The sequence below is a fragment of the Saccharothrix sabaoui genome (assembly GCF_051756985.1).
Classification (GTDB): Bacteria; Actinomycetota; Actinomycetes; order Mycobacteriales; family Pseudonocardiaceae; genus Actinosynnema.
Genome location: NZ_JBPKJK010000032.1, coordinates 52,700 through 69,367, shown reverse-complemented (window position 1 = coordinate 69,367; position 16,668 = coordinate 52,700). Strand labels below are relative to the sequence as shown.

At 73.4% G+C, this 16,668-nt stretch carries 18 protein-coding genes; 8 read left to right on the top strand and 10 right to left on the bottom strand.

Going from position 1 to position 16,668, the window contains the following annotated elements; translation table 11 throughout:
• A partial coding sequence (locus tag ACR807_RS13045) for a DUF3107 domain-containing protein (RefSeq protein ID WP_184927778.1) occupies positions 1-228 on the bottom strand: 228 nt, incomplete at its 3' end.
• 43 nt (positions 229-271) lie between these two features.
• Positions 272-949: a ferritin-like fold-containing protein gene (locus ACR807_RS13040; protein WP_438921528.1), complete on the bottom strand. Its 678-nt coding sequence runs from the start codon at positions 947-949 to the stop codon at positions 272-274.
• A 350-nt stretch (positions 950-1,299) separates the two neighbouring features.
• Between ACR807_RS13040 and ACR807_RS13035 the strand changes: the two genes are divergently transcribed.
• From ACR807_RS13035 to ACR807_RS13020, 4 genes are all read left to right on the top strand, one after another.
• Positions 1,300-2,973 (top strand): DEAD/DEAH box helicase, encoded by a 1,674-nt coding sequence (locus ACR807_RS13035; protein WP_438921532.1) that lies wholly within the window; start codon positions 1,300-1,302, stop codon positions 2,971-2,973.
• A gap of 1,018 nt (positions 2,974-3,991) precedes the next feature.
• The gene (locus tag ACR807_RS13030; RefSeq protein ID WP_438921527.1) at positions 3,992-5,359 is read left to right on the top strand and encodes an Rv3212 family protein; all 1,368 of its coding nucleotides are present in this window, start codon (positions 3,992-3,994) and stop codon (positions 5,357-5,359) included.
• Positions 5,360-5,449: 90 nt separating this feature from the next.
• A complete protein-coding gene (locus tag ACR807_RS13025) occupies positions 5,450-6,322 on the top strand; it encodes an alpha/beta fold hydrolase (RefSeq protein ID WP_438921526.1) in 873 nt (290 codons plus the stop codon).
• 234 nt (positions 6,323-6,556) lie between these two features.
• Positions 6,557-7,030, top strand: a complete 474-nt coding sequence (locus ACR807_RS13020) for a ricin-type beta-trefoil lectin domain protein (RefSeq protein ID WP_438921525.1) — start codon at positions 6,557-6,559, stop codon at positions 7,028-7,030.
• A 66-nt stretch (positions 7,031-7,096) separates the two neighbouring features.
• Here the strand turns inward: ACR807_RS13020 and ACR807_RS13015 are convergent, their stop codons facing one another.
• Genes ACR807_RS13015 through ACR807_RS12995 form a run of 5 tightly spaced genes read right to left on the bottom strand, consistent with a single transcriptional unit; the run spans position 7,097 to position 9,927 of the window.
• A complete protein-coding gene (locus ACR807_RS13015) occupies positions 7,097-7,399 on the bottom strand; it encodes a hypothetical protein (protein ID WP_438921524.1) in 303 nt (100 codons plus the stop codon).
• 10 nt (positions 7,400-7,409) lie between these two features.
• Positions 7,410-8,249 (bottom strand): RecB family exonuclease, encoded by an 840-nt coding sequence (locus ACR807_RS13010; protein ID WP_438921523.1) that lies wholly within the window; start codon positions 8,247-8,249, stop codon positions 7,410-7,412.
• 46 nt (positions 8,250-8,295) lie between these two features.
• Positions 8,296-9,153, bottom strand: coding sequence for a PHP domain-containing protein (locus tag ACR807_RS13005; protein ID WP_438921522.1), 858 nt, complete (start codon positions 9,151-9,153; stop codon positions 8,296-8,298).
• Between the two features lie 14 nt (positions 9,154-9,167).
• Complete coding sequence (locus tag ACR807_RS13000) at positions 9,168-9,728, bottom strand: PH domain-containing protein (RefSeq protein WP_438921521.1); 561 nt, start codon at positions 9,726-9,728, stop codon at positions 9,168-9,170.
• A 40-nt stretch (positions 9,729-9,768) separates the two neighbouring features.
• On the bottom strand, positions 9,769-9,927 hold the full coding sequence (locus tag ACR807_RS12995) for a hypothetical protein (RefSeq protein WP_170185132.1): 159 nt from the start codon (positions 9,925-9,927) through the stop codon (positions 9,769-9,771).
• Between the two features lie 143 nt (positions 9,928-10,070).
• On the opposite strand from ACR807_RS12995, the gene ACR807_RS12990 reads away from it, so the two are divergent.
• A complete protein-coding gene (locus ACR807_RS12990) occupies positions 10,071-10,484 on the top strand; it encodes an NUDIX hydrolase (protein WP_438921520.1) in 414 nt (137 codons plus the stop codon).
• Positions 10,485-10,498: 14 nt separating this feature from the next.
• Here the strand turns inward: ACR807_RS12990 and ACR807_RS12985 are convergent, their stop codons facing one another.
• Positions 10,499-11,584 (bottom strand): DUF2332 domain-containing protein, encoded by a 1,086-nt coding sequence (locus tag ACR807_RS12985; protein WP_438921519.1) that lies wholly within the window; start codon positions 11,582-11,584, stop codon positions 10,499-10,501.
• Between the two features lie 14 nt (positions 11,585-11,598).
• Positions 11,599-12,102, bottom strand: coding sequence for a MaoC family dehydratase (locus ACR807_RS12980; protein WP_438921518.1), 504 nt, complete (start codon positions 12,100-12,102; stop codon positions 11,599-11,601).
• 296 nt (positions 12,103-12,398) lie between these two features.
• Here ACR807_RS12980 and corA point away from each other — a divergent pair, with 296 nt between their 5' ends.
• Entirely contained in the window at positions 12,399-13,475 is a 1,077-nt protein-coding gene (corA, locus tag ACR807_RS12975; protein ID WP_438921517.1) for a magnesium/cobalt transporter CorA, read from the top strand.
• Positions 13,476-13,704: 229 nt separating this feature from the next.
• Here the strand turns inward: corA and ACR807_RS12970 are convergent, their stop codons facing one another.
• Complete coding sequence (locus tag ACR807_RS12970; protein WP_438921516.1) at positions 13,705-14,790, bottom strand: DUF2332 domain-containing protein; 1,086 nt, start codon at positions 14,788-14,790, stop codon at positions 13,705-13,707.
• Between the two features lie 108 nt (positions 14,791-14,898).
• Between ACR807_RS12970 and ACR807_RS12965 the strand changes: the two genes are divergently transcribed.
• Positions 14,899-15,576, top strand: coding sequence for a metallophosphoesterase family protein (locus tag ACR807_RS12965; RefSeq protein WP_438921515.1), 678 nt, complete (start codon positions 14,899-14,901; stop codon positions 15,574-15,576).
• On the top strand, positions 15,566-16,405 hold the full coding sequence (locus ACR807_RS12960; protein WP_438921514.1) for a chromosome partitioning protein ParB: 840 nt from the start codon (positions 15,566-15,568) through the stop codon (positions 16,403-16,405). The genes ACR807_RS12965 and ACR807_RS12960 overlap by 11 nt, the downstream gene beginning before the upstream one ends.
• Positions 16,406-16,668 lie beyond the last annotated feature (263 nt).

Genomic DNA, 16,668 nt, shown 5'->3' with positions numbered 1-16,668 from the left:
GTCGCCGGAGACGAAGCCGACCCGACGGGCGTCGCTCGGACCGATCTCCACGTACGCGATGCGCGCCGCGGGCACCACGTAGCGGGCGCCCTTCTGGTCGACCAGAACGAGCTGCCCGGTGCCCGCCTTGAGGGCGTCGGCGACCTGCGACTCGACCTCCTCGGGGGTGAGACCGCTGGACACCACGAGCTCCCGCGGGCTGTCCGCGATGCCGACCCTGACCTCCACGCTGACCTCCGTGCACGCGTTTGACGGCTTTCGAAACCCAACCCTAGCCGAGCCCGAGCGCCGACATGCGCCGCGTGTGGCTCTGCTGGAGCCGCCGGAACAGCGTTGCGATGCCCGCCAGGTCGCCCGAGCCGCGCACGATCAGCTCGGCCAGCCCGTCCCGCTCCGCCACCACGTACTGGGCCTGCGTCAACGCCTCGCCGAGCAGCCGGCGACCCCACAACGTGAGCCGGTCGCGCAACGTCGGGTCGCTCGCGCAGGCCGCCCGGACTTCGCGCTCGGCGAACGCCGAGTGCCCCGTGTCGGCCAGCACCGCGAGCACCAGCTCCTTGGTCGGCTCGTCGAGCCACTCCGCGACCTCGCGGTAGAAGTCGGCCGCCAGGCCGTCCCCGACGTACGCCTTGACCAGCGACTCCGGCCACGACCTCGGCGCCGTGGAGGCGTGGAAGGCGTCGAAGCCCGCCGCGAACGGCCGCATCGCCTCCTCCAGCGAGTGACCGCGCTCCGCCAGGTAGGTCTCCAGCAGCACGTAGTGGCCGATCTCGGCGGCGGCCATCCGGGACAGCGCGGCGCGCCCGGCCAGCGTCGGCGCCGTCCTGGCGTCCTCGGCCATCCGGTCGAACGCCGACAGCTCGCCGTAGGCCAGCGTGCCCATCAGGTCGACGACCCCCTCCGCCACCTGACCCGCCACCACGGCCCCACCGGCCTCCACGTCGCTCATGACGGCGAGCCTAGTCGGGAGTCGTCCACCACACCCCGCGCACGCGAACCCGCAGCCGACGGGGTCGTTCCACCCCGATCGGCCCAGCTCCCGGGTAGACTCGATCCTCGACGCCCGGCGCGGCGCGGCCCAGTGGGGGCTCGCAGCGGTGCCGAAGGCTGAACTGCGGCGGCACCGTGCCGCCAGGAGAGGGTGCGCGCACACACCTCGCTGGCCCTCCCGCGACCCGCCCGGCCTCCCCAGGCCGAGTGGCGGTGGACGCGGTCGAGCGGCCCGTACAGGCCGTGCGCGCTGGTACGAGAGAGGCGATCACCCTGACCGCGACGAACGAAGACACGCACATCGACCCGGTGGAGCTGGAGCACAGCGAGGCGGGCGTCCCCGAGGACGACACCTCGCGACCGCTGGTCGCCGACGCGCCCGTCAAGCCGGACGCACCCACCTTCGCCGAGCTGGGCGTCCGCGACGAGATCGTGCGCGCGCTGGCCGAGGCCGGCATCCACCGCACGTTCGCCATCCAGGAGCTGACGCTGCCGCTGGCGCTGGCCGGCGACGACGTCATCGGCCAGGCCCGCACCGGCACCGGCAAGACCCTGGGCTTCGGCATCCCCCTGCTCCAGCGGATCACCGTGCCGGGCGACGGCACGCCGCAGGCGCTGGTCGTGGTGCCGACGCGCGAGCTGTGCCTCCAGGTCACCCACGACCTGACCAACGCCGCCAAGCACCTCGGCGTGCGCGTGCTGGCCATCTACGGCGGCCGGCCGTACGAGCCGCAGATCGCGGCGCTGCGCAAGGGCGTGGACGTCGTCGTCGGCACCCCCGGCCGGCTCCTCGACCTCGCCGAGCAGCGGCACCTCGTGCTCGGCAAGGTGCGCGGGCTGGTGCTGGACGAGGCCGACGAGATGCTCGACCTGGGCTTCCTGCCCGACATCGAGCGCATCCTGCGCATGGTGCCCGACGAGCGGCAGACCATGCTCTTCTCGGCGACCATGCCGGGGCCGATCATCACGCTCGCCCGGACGTTCCTCAACCAGCCCACGCACGTGCGGGCCGAGGAGAACGACGCGGGCGCCATCCACGAGCGCACCGAGCAGTTCGTCTACCGCGCGCACGCGCTGGACAAGACCGAGCTGCTGGCCCGCATGCTCCAGGCCCGCGAGCGCGGCCTGTCCATGATCTTCACCCGCACCAAGCGCACCGCGCAGAAGGTGGCGGACGACCTGGTCGAACGCGGCTTCGCCGCGGCGGCCGTGCACGGCGACCTCGGCCAGGGCGCCCGCGAGCAGGCGCTGCGCGCGTTCCGCTCGGGCAAGGTCGACGTGCTCGTCGCGACCGACGTGGCCGCGCGCGGCATCGACGTCGAGGGCGTCACGCACGTCATCAACTACCAGTGCCCCGAGGACGAGAAGACCTACGTGCACCGCATCGGCCGCACCGGTCGCGCGGGCCGCACGGGCGTCGCCGTGACGCTGGTCGACTGGGACGAGGAGCCGCGCTGGAAGATGATCAGCGACACCCTCGGCCTCGGCAAGCCGGAGGCCGTGGAGACCTACTCCACCTCGGACCACCTGTTCACCGACCTGGACATCCCCTCCGGCTCGACCGGCCGGCTCCCCCTGGGCCTGCGCACCCGCGCCGGCCTGGACGCGGAGCCCGAGGAGAACCTGAAGGGCGAGAAGAAGACCCGGCGACGCCGTCGCGGCGGGCACGGTGACGGCGAGGAGACCCCGCCGGCCTCCACCCCGTCCGGCCCGGCGCAGTCGGAGTCCCCCGCGGAGGACGACCAGAAGCCCCCGCGCGCCCGCCGCCGTCGCCGCAGCCGAGCCGGCGTGGCGTCGAGCGAGGCGACGGCGGAGGCGACGGACTCCCCGGCAGCACCCCAGTCCCCCACCGCCGCCCCCGAGTCCGAGTCGTCCACCCCGCACTCTCCGGACGACGCGGCAGACCCCACCCGCCCCCGCAGGCGCCGCCGCAGGCGCACAGGCGGAGCGGCGGGAGCAGCGGACTCCCCGGCGGCCGAGTAACCTGACCCCGAGGTGGGCAGCAGCTACCGCCAAGCAGCCGCTGCCCAACCGGGGTGGAGACACGATCGGGTGATCATCGGGCCGAACACGTACGAAATCGGCCCCTCGCCACTCGGTTGAGAGAATCGGACCGCCGAGACCACCCCGGTACCGCAACTCCCGAACGCGGCCGGGACACGGCGGCCACGGCGAAGTCGCAGCGGTCCGGCGACGGGAGGGGCCACCACACCCCTCCCCACCACCACTACCCCGCAGCCACGGCCACCCGCACCCCGCGCCTGCCCGCCACACGCATCACCCGCCGCCTGCCCGCACCGCAAGCCGGCCGCACACCACCCGCCGGCCACCTGCCCGCAAGCCGGCTGGCCGCCCGCACGCCGCCCATCCGCACACACGCCGGCCGCGCGCACCATCCACCGCCAAGGCCCCTGGTCGCTGACCTCACCGCGCCTGCCTTGCCGCCGCCCCACCCCAGCCCTTCCGCGCCGCCGACCGCGCCGGTCCAGCCCTTCCGCGCCGCCGACCGCGCCGGTCCTGGGCTGCCGCCCGGCCTCGCCGCGCCCCCGCCCTTTCGCCGCCCGGCCGCGGCCCTTCTCGCCGCCCCCGGCAACAGCCCTTCTCGCCGCCCCCGACCACAACCCCTCTCGCCCTCTCCGGAGGCAGCCCTTTTGCCCCCGGCGGCAGTCGCAGTCCGCGGCGAACCCGCAGGTCACGCGGCCCGGCGCACACCGCGGCCCTGGTGGGGTCCGGGGCGCGAACCCGCAGGTCCGCCCCACCCTCGCCCCTGTCGCCGCACGACCTCGCGAACCGCGCGCCCAAAACCCGCCCCACGCGCGCGAAACCGCAGGTCAAGACCCCACCACCGCCTCGTGCCCCCGCCCGCCGACCGCCCGCCGACCGCCCGCCGCCCCACCAGGCGAGACGTCCGGCCACGGCCTCACACCGACCTCTTCCCCGTGGTGGGAGCATGTCGCCTGAACGAGTCGCACGAGATCACCGACCATCGGGGAGCCGGGCAGTGGGCCAGCCGGAGCAGGCGGAGTCGAACGGGCAGGTCGTGCTGGACGAGGACGTGCTGCGGGAGCCCGGCGAAGGCACCCCGGACACCAGCGCCCCGGGCACCAGCGCTCCCGAGGGCAGCACCCCCGAGGTCGTGGACGACTTCGAGCCGCTGCCCGGGCGTTCGTGGCGCACGACGGGCGACTTCATCGGCGTCGCCCTGGTCACCGCGGTCGTGCTGGTGGCCTCGCTGGTCGTCTGGTTCACCTCCGACGCCCGCAACACGGTCAGCCAGGTCGGCTCCCCGCAGTTCGACCCGCTCCAACCGGTGACCGTGATGCCGCCCTCCCTGGCCGAGAGCTGGCGCGCGCCCAGCGGCGCCACGCCGGTCCCCGTCAACCTCGACTCGGTCGTCGTCACCGGCGACGGCGGCGAGGTGGTCGGCCGCGACGCGCTGACCGGCGAGGTCCGGTGGCGCTACGCCCGCGACTGGCCGCTGTGCACGGTCTCCGCGGCCTGGGGCCGGGTGTTCGCCGTGCACCGCAAGGACACGAACTGCTCCGAGGTCACCACGCTGGACACGGCGTCGGGCAAGCGCGGCCCCCAGCGCAACGGCGACGCCGAACCGGGCACCCGCCTGCTGAACGAGGGCTCGCACGTCCTCACCACCGGCGGGTCGTTCGCCGAGGTCTACCGGCGCGACGACCTGGTCCGCTCGATGGAGTACGGCCGCCTGCGCGCGATCGTGAACGCCGGCAAGCAGCCCCGCCCCGACTGCTCCTACGGCTCGTTCGCCGTCACCGGCGGCAAGGTCGCGGTGCTGGAGCGCTGCTACACCCAGGACCCGTCCGACCGGATCACGGTGCTCAAGCCGAACCCGGAGAAGTCGGACGAGCCGCAGGTCATCAGCACCTCGATCGTGGGCGAGAAGAACGCGCGGGTCGTCGCGGTGACGGCGAACCGGGTCGCGGTGGTCGTGCCGAACCGGCTCATCGTGTTCGACGCGGACACGGGCGGCCTGGTCTCGGAGCACCGGGTCGACGTGACGGCGGCCGAGCTGGAGGGCGACCCGCCCGGCCGGGTGGTGCCGACGTTCACCAGCACGGCGAACACCTACTGGTTCACCGGGTCGAGGACGATCGCCCTGTCGCCGGTGGACCTGAGCCCGCTGTGGGCGGTGGACGGCACGCTGGGCGCGGGCACGACGCTCGCCGGCCGCCTGCTGCTGCCGGTGCCGTCGGGGCTGAAGGTCGTCGACCAGGTCACCGGCGAGCAGGTCGCGGAGATCCCGGTGGACCGCCAGGGCCACTCCGGGCCGGTCGAGATGGCCACCGAGGGTCCGGTGGTGCTGGAGCAGCGGGGCGGCACGCTCGTCGCGCTCCGCTGACCCACCTCCACCCGCCGGTCACACCCGGTGTGCCGGAACGCACCGCGAGCCCCCACGCGCGGGGGCGGTGAGTGCGGCAGACTCACCGACGTGCACTCGCAGTTCAGCCCGCACCGCGCGCACCGCGTCGACCTGCCCGGCCGGCACGGTCCGGTCGCCGCCCTGCGCGCCCCGGCGGCGGGGCCCGACCTGGGTGCCACGGCGCTGCTGCTGCCCGGCTACACCGGGTCCAAGGAGGACTTCGCGCCGCTGGTGGACCCGATCTCCGACGCGGGCATCGAGGTGGTCGCGATCGACCTGCCCGGCCAGTACGAGTCGGCGGGGCCGGTCGCGGAGTCCGAGTACCGGCCGGCGGCGCTGGGCGCGGCCCTCGCGGACCTGGTGGCGAAGTTCGCGGCCGACGGCAGGCGGGTGCTGCTGCTGGGCCACTCCTACGGCGGGTTGGTGGCGCGGGGCGCGGTGCTCGCGGGCGCGCCGGTGTCGGGGTTGACGCTGCTCGCGTCGGGTCCGTCGGAGCTGCCGCCGGGTGAGCGCCGCACGGCGCTGGACTACGGCGAGGTCGTGCTGCGCGAGCAGGGCGTGGAGGCGTCGCAGCAGGTCAACGAGACGCGGCAGGCGCTGAACCCGCGGTGGCGGGCGATGCCGCGGGAGCTGAAGGACTTCTACCGGGAGCGGTTCGTGCGCTCGTCGCCCGCGGGCCTGCTGGGCATGGGCGAGGCGCTGCGCGGCGAACCGGACCTGGTGGCGAAGCTGGCGCGGGCGCTGCGCTCGGCGGGTGCGCCGTGCCTGGTGGTGTGCGGCGACCGGGACGACGCGTGGTCGGCTGCGAGCCAGCGGGACATGGCCGAGCGGCTGGACGCCGACTTCGCCGTGCTGTCGGGCGTGATGCACAACCCGAACACGGAGGCGCCGGACGCGCTGCTGGCGACGCTGCTGCCGACGTGGCGGTCCTGGCTGTCCTGAGGTCCCCGACCGCCGCCACCTCCTGGGCACCCGTCATCCCTCTGCCCGGGGGACGCCCCCGGGGTGGAGCAGCGCTTCCCGCGACCCTCCGCGACCGGTGGGCGGGCGGTGTCACCGGCACGTGCCGCCTCCCTCCCCGAAGGCGTTACCGCTGTTCACGGTGGTCGGCACGCGGGCTGTACTGGGTACCGCGGCACCGTTCCCGGGGCCGCCCGCCTGTCGAAGGGGACCCGAATGTCTGTCCGACCGATCCTGGCCGCCGCGGCCGCGGTGTGCTCGGCCCTGCTCGTCGCGCCCACCGCCCACGCCGCCCGCACCGACACCGACGTCAAGGCCGACCGGGTGGTGATCGAGAGCGCGAACGGCTCCGAGGAGGTGTGGCAGCAGACCCTGTGGGACGGCGAACCGACGATCGTCGAGACGTTCCGCGCGACGCCGAACCAGTTCTGGTTCGTCCGGGGCGACGGCACGATCCGGAACCACGACAACGGGTTGTGCGCCACGTCCGTCGACGGGTCGCGGGTCGCGGGCCGGGACTGCGACGGCCACGCCGACCAGCGGTGGGTGATCCGGGGCAGCGGCAACTCCCGGCTGCTGGAGAACGAGGCGGACGAGACCTGCGCCACCTACGACGGCCAGGAGCGGCAGCTGCGCCTGCGCGGCTGCGACCCGTACGACCGCGACCAGCGCTGGTACCTCAACTACTGACCGGCCGCGGGCGCGCCGGCGGCGCGGTCCCGGGCCGCCGGCGCACCCGCCCCGCCGGTCACGGGGTCAGGCCCACCAGAAGAACCACAGGGTCACGGCCACCAGCAGCACGACGAGCAGTCCGCACGCGGTGACCGCCCAGCCGCGCCTGCGGTCGGCGACGACCTGGGCGACCGCCGCGGCGAGCGCGGCGGCCACGTGCCCGAGGACCACGTCGACCCCGGGACCGGGCAGGTCGTGGACCCCGGCGTAGACCTGCACGCCGACCAGGGCCAGCGCCAGCAGGGCGAGGCCCACGGCGAGGGCGCCGCTGACGCCGCGCCACACCTTGGCGAGGCGCGGTTCGGGTCTGCTCTCCACCATCGTCACGCGGTCAACTCTACGGCGCGAGCAGCGCCCACGGGTCGAGCGTCGGCGCGGCCCGCTGACCCTCGGGGCACGAGCGGCGGAAGTCGCACCAGGTGCACTGCCTGCCGGTGCGGGGCGGGAACAGGACCTCGGGGTCGCCGCCGGCCTTGAGGGTGTCGGTGGCCAGGCCCATCTCCTCGGCGGACTCCTCGGCGCGCGACACGTGCCGGCCGAGGCTCTCGTCGGTGTGCTCCCACACGGCGACCGACCGGGTCGGCAGGTGGTGCAGCTCGACCCGGTGGCACGGTTTGCGCAGGGTGCGGCGGGCGGCCAGGGCGTAGAGGGCGAGGGCCAGGGAGCCGCGCGCGTCGTCGGTGGTGAGGGCGTGGCGGCCGGTCTTGTAGTCGACGACGACCAGTTCGCCGTCGCGCAGGTCGATGCGGTCGACGCGGCCCTCGGCGACGATCTTCGACGTGGGCGTGGACACCCAGCGCTCGACGCCGATCGGGTCGACCGACGTGTCGAGGTCGCCGACGTAGTCGCGCAGCCAGCCCTCGGCGCGCTCGCGGTAGGCGGCGGCCTGCTCGGCGTCGCGGAACCCGTCGTTCTTCCACTGCCGGTGCAGCTGGGCGACGGCCTGGTCGGGGGTGCGGCGGTCGGCGGGCAGGTCGAACAGCGCCTTGAGGGCGTTGTGCACGACGGCGCCGAGGGTGTTGTGCGCCCACGCGCCGCCGCGCGGCGGTGTCGGCCGGTCGAGGTAGGCCATGCGGAAGCGGCGCGGGCAGTCGGCCCACGTCGCCAGCTTGGCCGGTGTCACCTTGACCAGCTTCTTGGGCATCGCCCCGAAGTCGAACCCCAGCTGCTCCTGCACGACCCCCACGCTACCGAGGGCCACCGACAGGAACCGCACCGCTACCTCACCCGACCAGCACCTTGCACCCGGTCGCGCGGTCGGCCAGCGCGTCCAGCACGTCGGGTGACGTGGTCTCCGCGCCGAGCCGCACCGTCTTGTTGGTGCCGTGGTAGTCGCTGGAGCCGGTGGTGAGCAGCCCGAGTTCGCCGGCCAGGCCGCGCAGGCGGTCGCGGGTGGCCTGGTCGTGGTCGGGGTGGTCGACCTCGACGCCGCCGAGGCCGAGGTCGGCGAGGTCGGCGACGACCTGCTCGGACACGACGGGGCCGCGCGAGGTGGCGAAGGGGTGCGCGAGGACGGTCACGCCGCCCGCGTCGGCGATCATCGCGATGGCGCGGGCCACGGACGTGTCGGTGCGCGGCACGTAGTACCGGCCGCCGGTGAGGTAGCGGGCGAACGCCTCGTCGACCGACGTGACGACGCCGGCCCTGATCAGCGCCATGGCCAGGTGCGGGCGCCCGGCGGGCGCGTCGGCGGGCATGGCCGCCATCAGCTCGTCGGGGTCGATGGGGAACCCGTCGTCGACCATCCGCTCGGCCATGCGGCGGAGCCGTTGCCGGCGTTCGAGGCGCAGCCGCAGCTGCTCCTCGACGAGCGCGGGCGACGTGTGGTCGTAGAGGTAGGCGAGCAGGTGGACGGTGATGAGACGCCCACTGCCGTCGTCGGACGCGCAGGACAGCTCCGCGCCGCGCACGAGCTTGAGGCCGGGCGGGAGCGCGTTGGCCGCTTCCGCCCAGCCCGCGGCCGTGTCGTGGTCGGTCAGCGCGACCGCGTCGAGGCCCGTGGCGGCGGCCGCCGCCACGAGCTGCGCGGGCGTGTCCGTGCCGTCGGACTCGGTCGAGTGGGTGTGCAGGTCGATTCGCACCCGCCCAGTGTCTACTACGGCACCATCTTCTTGCCGCGCGCCGCCCGTTGCGCCTTGATCATCGAGAAGCGCTCCGCCTGCGCCTTCTTGTCGCCGAAGGTCAACTCCGAGATCGCGTCGTAGACCTCCTCGGGGTTCGGCAGGTACTCGATCCGGTTGAGGGCCTGGATCTGACCCGCCGACTCCACGACCAGCGTGCCGAAGCCGAACATGCGCCCGAGCACCGTCCGCTCGTAGGTGAGGTCGGTGACCTTGCTGATCGGCATCATGGCGACCTTGGTCTCGAAGACCCCCGAGGAGATCATGAACCGCTTGTCGGTGACGACGATCCGCTCCACCCACCACTCCATGACGAAGTAGGCCAGCCTGATCAGCACGAACAGCGAGGCGTACCAGAGGATGTTCTGGATGATGCCTGCGTTGTCGGGCAGCAGGTAGGAGATCATCATGGCGCCGGCGAGGAGCGCGCCGGCCTCCAGGAGATCCCAGAGCAGGTAGCTCCAGTGCCTGCGTACCCGGATGACCCGACGCTCCGTCGGGAGCAGGTACTCGTCGGGGTCCCGTGGTGCGAACATGCCTTCGACCTCTCGCCGGGTGGAGGAGCCGGGCGACGACTCAGAACAATTGTTTCACGAAGGTGATGAGCGCCTCAGCTGCTTCCCGGAGGGTCCCCAGGATGTTCTGCACCAGCTGAGCCGCTTGCTGGGGCTCGGCGATCAGGAAGAACAGGACCAAGCCGACCCCGGCGAAAGTGAGAATCTTCTTCAGATTCACGGTGATCAACCCCGTTCGCTACCCGCACCCGTTTGGCGCCAGTGAAAACCGTTGTACCGCACCCGGCGGCACCTCGGGAGATTTGTACCGCACTCGGGGCAGTGGTCTGCACCGCCAACCCGGGGTGACTACTGGGAGTAACTGTGACGGCTGAACGAGACCATCGCATCCGCTGTGTCGGCGGCATCGCACATGACCCGACCGGGCGACTGCTGCTCGTGCGTCGCGGCAATCCCCCAGGTGAGGGACTGTGGTCGCTCCCCGGAGGACGAGTGGAGCAGGGCGAATCCGACGAGACCGCACTTGTGCGGGAACTAAACGAGGAGACGGGACTCTCCGTGACCGTCGGGGCGTTGGTCGGCAGTGTCACCCGACCGGGTCCGCAGGGCCCCTACGAGATCCACGACTACGCCTGCCAGGTGCGATCCGGCGCCCTCCGACCGGGCGACGACGCCGCTGACGCACAGTGGGTGACCGCTGCGATCTTGGCCACACTCCCACTCACCGAGATGCTGCGGGAGACCCTCGAAGCCTGGGGGCAGCTCCCCCGGTGCTGATCACGTTCACCCGTTCAGGGGAGCCAGATCAGCCGTTGGCCGTGCGGGGCGGTGCGCGCCAGCGCCCGCGCCGAGACCACGTCGCCGTCCTCGAACCGGACCAGCCCCACGACGCCGAACGCCGCGTCGCCGGGCCCCGGCCGCAGGTCCTCGCGCCCCGGCAGCACGTGCTCCAGGGCCGCGGCGTAGCCCTCGTGGCTCAGCCACCACAGCGGCCGGCCCAGCGCGCGCAGCGCCTCGACGAACTCCGCCCCCGACAGGTACGCCAGCACGTTGCTCGTCATCACGACCAGCGGCAGCGCTTCGGGAACCCGCGCGGCGGCGGTGGACAGGTCCGCCACCGCGTCGCCGGTCACGAACTCCGGCGGCGACTTGCGCTGCACGGTCGCGGCCACGCCGAACAGCCGCAGCCGCTCCGGCTGGTCGGCCCACACGCACGCCTCGAGCCACGCGTAGGTCTCCTCGTCGGACAGGTCGGCGGGCGCCCGGTCCAGGCCGACCTTCGCGGCGACCTTCACCGACTTGGGGATCTTCGGCAGCTCCGCGCCGGGCGCCAGCTCCAGCGAGCAGTGCAGGCCGAGCGCCGCCTTCGCGGGCCCCGCGACGAGCTGGCCCGCCTGCTGGGTCTGGTAGCGGAAGCCGTACAGGTCGAGCCCCAGCAGCAGACCGGCCGAGCAGCCGACCTCCAGCAGCCCGACCGGCCCCTTGATCCCGGCCAGCGCCGGGTAGAGCAGCGCGGACCGGCGCACCTCGTTGGTCTGCGTGCTGCGCGTGGACACCAGCTCGCGCACCTTGTCGGCCCGGTCGAGCAGGAAGTCGCGGAACAGCGGCCACGTCTCGTCGTCCGGGCCGTGCGTGCCGCCCAGCGACGGGTAGTACCGCGACAGCGGGTGGAACGGCTCGGCCTGCACCAGCCGGTGCGCCGCCGCCAGGAGCAGGGTCGCGTGCGCGAACCGCTCCGGGGCGGCGGTCAGCAGGCCGGCGACCCCGGGATCGCCGGCGGCGCGCGACGCCAGGTGCTCGTAGAGCGGGGAGACGCCGTGCGCCTCCTGCTCGGCGAACGCCGACAGCCGCCGCCGCGCGAAGTCCAGCGAGGTCACGTCACTCCCTCAGGTCAGAGCACCGGTTCGGGCCGCCCCGGCTGCTCGCCACCGCGCGCGTCGCCGTAGGAGCGCTTGGGGACCATCACCTTGCGCCGGAAGACGCACACGACCGTGCCATCCTGTTTGTACCCGCGCGTCTCGACGTAGACCACGCCCCGGTCGTCCTTGGACTTCGACGGGGTCTTGTCCAGCACCTCCGTCTCACCGTAGATGGTGTCGCCGTGGAACGTCGGCTTGACGTGCCTGAGCGACTCGACCTCCAGGTTGGCGATGGCCTTGCCGGACACGTCGGGCACGGACATGCCCAGCAGCAGCGAGTAGACGTAGTTGCCGACCACGACGTTCTTGCCGAAGTCCGTGGTCCCCGCCGCGTAGTGCGCGTCCATGTGCAGCGGGTGGTGGTTCATGGTCAGCAGGCAGAACAGGTGGTCGTCGTACTCGGTGACCGTCTTGCCCGGCCAGTGCTTGTAGACCGCGCCGACCTCGAACTCCTCGTAGTAACGCCCGAACTGCACCGCGGCCTCCGTTGGCTGTCGTGGTCCGGCTCTCGTTGGACCGGGACGACAGTGTGAGCACCGGGGGAGTACCCTCGGCAACTGGTCTGTGAGCGACTCCACCGCCGCGACCGCCCAACCCGAGGAGGTGAGGACCACCGATGAGCAACGACCCCCATCCTGCGAGTACCTCGCGCGTCCTCATCGGGGGACCCGTCGTCCGGGGTTAGCCCCACCGGGACCGGGTCCAGCACCACCGGTCGGGGACGTGCCGTCGTCGTTGTTCCGAGTCGACGCTCCCCCACTGGAGGTCCCCCGTGCCCAGCCTGCCCTCGCTCGGCGGTCTGAGAGGCCGTTCGCCGGAACGCCCCGCGCTGCCCGTCCCCGTCCCGCTGTCGGCCTACGTCGTGGACTGCGGCGTGTACGTCGACGGCGCGCGCCTGCCCGGCCGCTGGTCGCACACCGACGCGGTGGAGGAGGTCCGCAAGCGCGGCGACGGCTTCGTCTGGATCGGGCTGCACGAGCCGGACGAGGAGCAGATCCAGGGCGTCGCGGACACGTTCGGCCTGCACGAGCTGGCCGTCGAGGACGCCGTGCACGCCCACCAGCGGCCGAAGCTGGAGCGCTACGACAACACGCTGTTCATGGTGCTCAAGACGGTCCGCTACGTGCAGAACGCCTCCCCGGACACGGCGAACGAGATCGTCGAGTCGGGTGAGGTCATGGTGTTCCTCGGCCGCGACTTCGTGGTCACGGTCCGGCACGGCAACCACTCGGGCCTCGCCGCGGTGCGCCGCGACCTGGAGGCCGACGCCGACCGGCTCAAGGTCGGGCCGGCCGCGGTGCTGTACTCGATCGCCGACCACGTGGTCGACAACTACCTGGACGTGACCGACCACATCGAGGACGACATCGACTCGATGGAGGCGCTGGTCTTCCAGCCGCGCAGCCGGGTCAGCGCCGACCAGATCTACCTGATGAAGCGCGAGGTGCTGGAGCTGCGCCGCGCGGTGATGCCGCTGGCCGTGCCGCTGCGCCGGCTGGCCGAGGGCTACACGCCGCTGATCCCCGAGCAGGTGCGCTCGTACTTCCGCGACGTCGACGACCACCTCACCGAGGTGTCCGAGCGCGTCATCAACTTCGACGAGCTGCTGACGACGCTGGTCAACGCCGTGCTGGCGAAGATCACGCTCCAGCAGAACTCGGACATGCGCAAGCTCGCCTCCTGGGTGGCGATCATCTCCGTGCCGACGATGGTGGTCGGCGTGTACGGCATGAACTTCGACCACATGCCGGAGCTGCACTGGCGCTACGGCTACCCCATGGTGATCTCGGTGATCATCGCGGTCTGCCTGACCCTGTACCGAATATTCCGCCGGAACGAGTGGCTGTAAGGACCCTCCGCCCCTTCTCCCCCGACGGGATGTGCCCACGATGACCCGGATGCTCACCAACCTGCGGTTCTGGATCCTGACCTTCCTGCTGGGCTGGCTCGCCACCGTGACGCTGCTCATCGCCAACGGCGCCTGACCGACCCGCGCCCGGCCGTCCCGCCCGGTCACCCGCGCCCGACCGCCCACGACCGTCCACGCCGGACCGCGCCGCGCCGGCCCCCGGGGGTTGTCAGTCCCAGGTCCTGGTGTCCCAGGTGAACGGGATGCCGTGGCCGACGCCGGTGCCGAGCTTGAGCGACAGGCCGGCCGGCCACAGCTTCAGCAGCAGCTGGAACTGGTACTTGGTCGGCCGGTGGGTGCGGCGCGGCTCGAACACGAGCAGCGCGAGCGGCGCCATCGGCGTGGCGCGGGCGGCGGCCTCGGCGAGCACGGCCCGGCCCATGGCCCGGTCGGCGGGTGAGGTGTACTGCCAGACCACCGAGTGCCACACGACGGTGAGCACGTCCCGCTCCGGCCGCACGAGCTGCTCCGCCAGCCACTCGGGGCCGGTGGCCCGCTGCACGGGCACCGGGTCGAGCTGCGCCAGGTCGACCGCGGCCCGCAACCGCTCCAGCCGGGCCGGCTGGTCCGCCCACACGAACGACGACAGGTGCAGCCGGCCGCTCTCGGTGGACACGTCGACGGGGTGCGGGTCGCAGCCCGCGCGGCGGACCAGCCGCAGGTTGTGGTCCAGCGCGACCGACGGCCTGCCGGTCCACCGCGGGTCCAGCGTCAGCGGGCTGCCCGGGTCGCCGTAGCGGACGCCGTCGACGCGGTAGGCGATGCGGTGCGGGCGCAGGTTCAGGCCGCCGGACGCGCCGACCTCCAGCAGCCGGACCGGGAACGGCGTGCGCCTGCCGACCTGCGCCGCGGCCAGGTGGGTGGCGGTCTGGAGGCCGCCGAACAGGGGCGCGCTGCGGCCCGGCTCGTTGGTCTGCACGACCGTCGTGGTGACCGCCGCCCGCAGCTCGTCGGTGTGCTCGTGCAGCACGGGCAGGGCGTCGTCCCACAGCGCGTCGAGGTCGGGGCTGCCGCCCGCGGTCGGGTAGTGCCTGGCCAGCGCGGGCGCCCGGCCCTCCAGGACCAGGCGGTGCAGGGCCGCGGCGAACCGCAGGCCGGGGACGCTGCCCTGGCGGTCGCACTCGGCGCCGGCCATCACCCGCGCGGTGACCCCGCCGCGGGCCAGGTCGTCGGCGGCCGCCGCGAGGAGGGCGTGGGTGAGGGGGCTGTGCGTCCGGCAGGAACGGGAGGCGTCGAGGAACAGCTCGGCGAGCACCCCTGGCACGCTAGCGCGCCTCCCCCCGCGCGGCGGAAGGACCACCGCGTCATTTCACCCTTTCACCGGGGAGGTGTCACCTGCGCGGACAGCGCCTACGCTCGTCGGGTGCCGAAGGTTCTCGCGGTGTCGGACGAGGTGGTCGAGCGGCTGTGGACCGACCGGGTGCGCGCGCTGGGCGTGGACCTGGTCCTCGCGGCCGGCGACCTGCCGTTCGACTACCTGGAGCACCTGGCGGACGTGCTGGACCGGCCGTGCGTGTTCGTGCCGGGCAACCACGACGCCGACCTGGGCGGGTACGTCGCCGTGCGCGGGCTGTGGACGAGGGCGGGCCTGCCGGCGCGGTGGCCGGGACCGGCGGGCGGCGTGAACGCCGACGAACGGGTGGTGGACGTGGCCGGGCTGCGGATCGCGGGGCTGGGCGGGTCGATCCGGTACAACGGCGGGCCGAACCAGTGGACGGAGCGGCAGCAGGCGCGGCGGCTGCGGCGGGTGCTGCGGCTGGCCCGGTGGCGGCGGCTGCGCGACGGGCGGGGCGTGGACGTGCTGCTCACCCACTCGCCGCCGCTGGGCTGCGGCGACGAGGAGGACGCGCCGCACCGCGGGTTCGCCTGCCTGCACGACGCGGTGCGGCTGCTGCGCCCGCCGCTGCTGCTGCACGGGCACGTGCACCCGCACGGCGTGCCGCGGCCGGACCGGGAGCTGGGCGCGACGAAGGTGGTGAACGCGGTGGGCTGGAAGGTGCTGGACGTGCCCTCGGCGGCGGGGGTGCGCCGTGCGCCGTGACACCGGGTTCCCGCGCGCCGACGCGGAGAACGACTTCCAGCGCGCCCGGCGGCGGCAGGTGCTGTCGAGGCTGGCGGCGTGGCTGCGGCGGGAACCGGACGACGTGAACATCACGCTGCCGTTCCACGAGGTCGTGGAGGCGCTGGGGCTGGTCGGCGAGAAGCGGCTGGGGCTGTGCACGGTCCGGTTGGACTCGATCGTGGGCAGCGTGGACCGGACCCGGGACTTCGACCGGCGGTTCCGGCCCACGTCGGCGCGCGTGCGGGAGCGCTGGGAGCGGTTGGCGCTGGCGCAGCGGCGCGGCGAGGCGGTGCCGCCGGTCGAGCTGTACCGGGTGGGCGACCTGCACTTCGTGCAGGACGGGCACCACCGGGTGTCGGTGGCGCACGCGCTGGGCCTGGGGGTGATCGACGCCTACGTGACCGAGGTCGTGACGCGGGTCGCGGCGCACGGCATCCGGCACCGGGGCGACCTGATCGTGAAGGACTACCGGCGGCTGTTCCTGGAACGGGTGCCGCTGGGCGGGCAGGCGCGCGCGGCCGTGTCGCTGTCGGACCCGTGGGACTACGCGGAGCTGGGCGAGCACGTGGAGGCGTGGGGGTTCCGGCTGATGCAGGACGAGGGCCGCCTCCTGGACCGGGCGACCGTCGCGGCCCGCTGGTACGCCGAGGAGTACGTGCCGGTGGTCGACATGCTGCGGCAGGCGGACCTGGTGGGCGACCGCACCGAGACCGAGGCGTACCTGTGGGTAGCGGCCGAGCGCTACCGCCTGATCCGCACCCACCGCTGGGACCCGGACGTGATAGCCGCCCTCCGCACCCCCCGCTGACCCGCGAGTCATGCGCTCACGCCCCGAGAGTCATGCGCTCACGCCCCGCGAGTCATGCGCTTACGCCCCGAGAGTCCAACGCTCACGCCGCGCGAGTCCAACGCTCACGCCGCGCGAGTCCAACGCTCAGGACCCCTGAGTTCTGCGTTCACGACTCACGGCGTTAGCCATGAGCGCAGGACACGAGGGTCGTGAACGCATGACTCGCGGGGCACGAGCGCATGACTCGCGGGTCCTGAGCGTTGGACTCTCGGGTCCTGAGC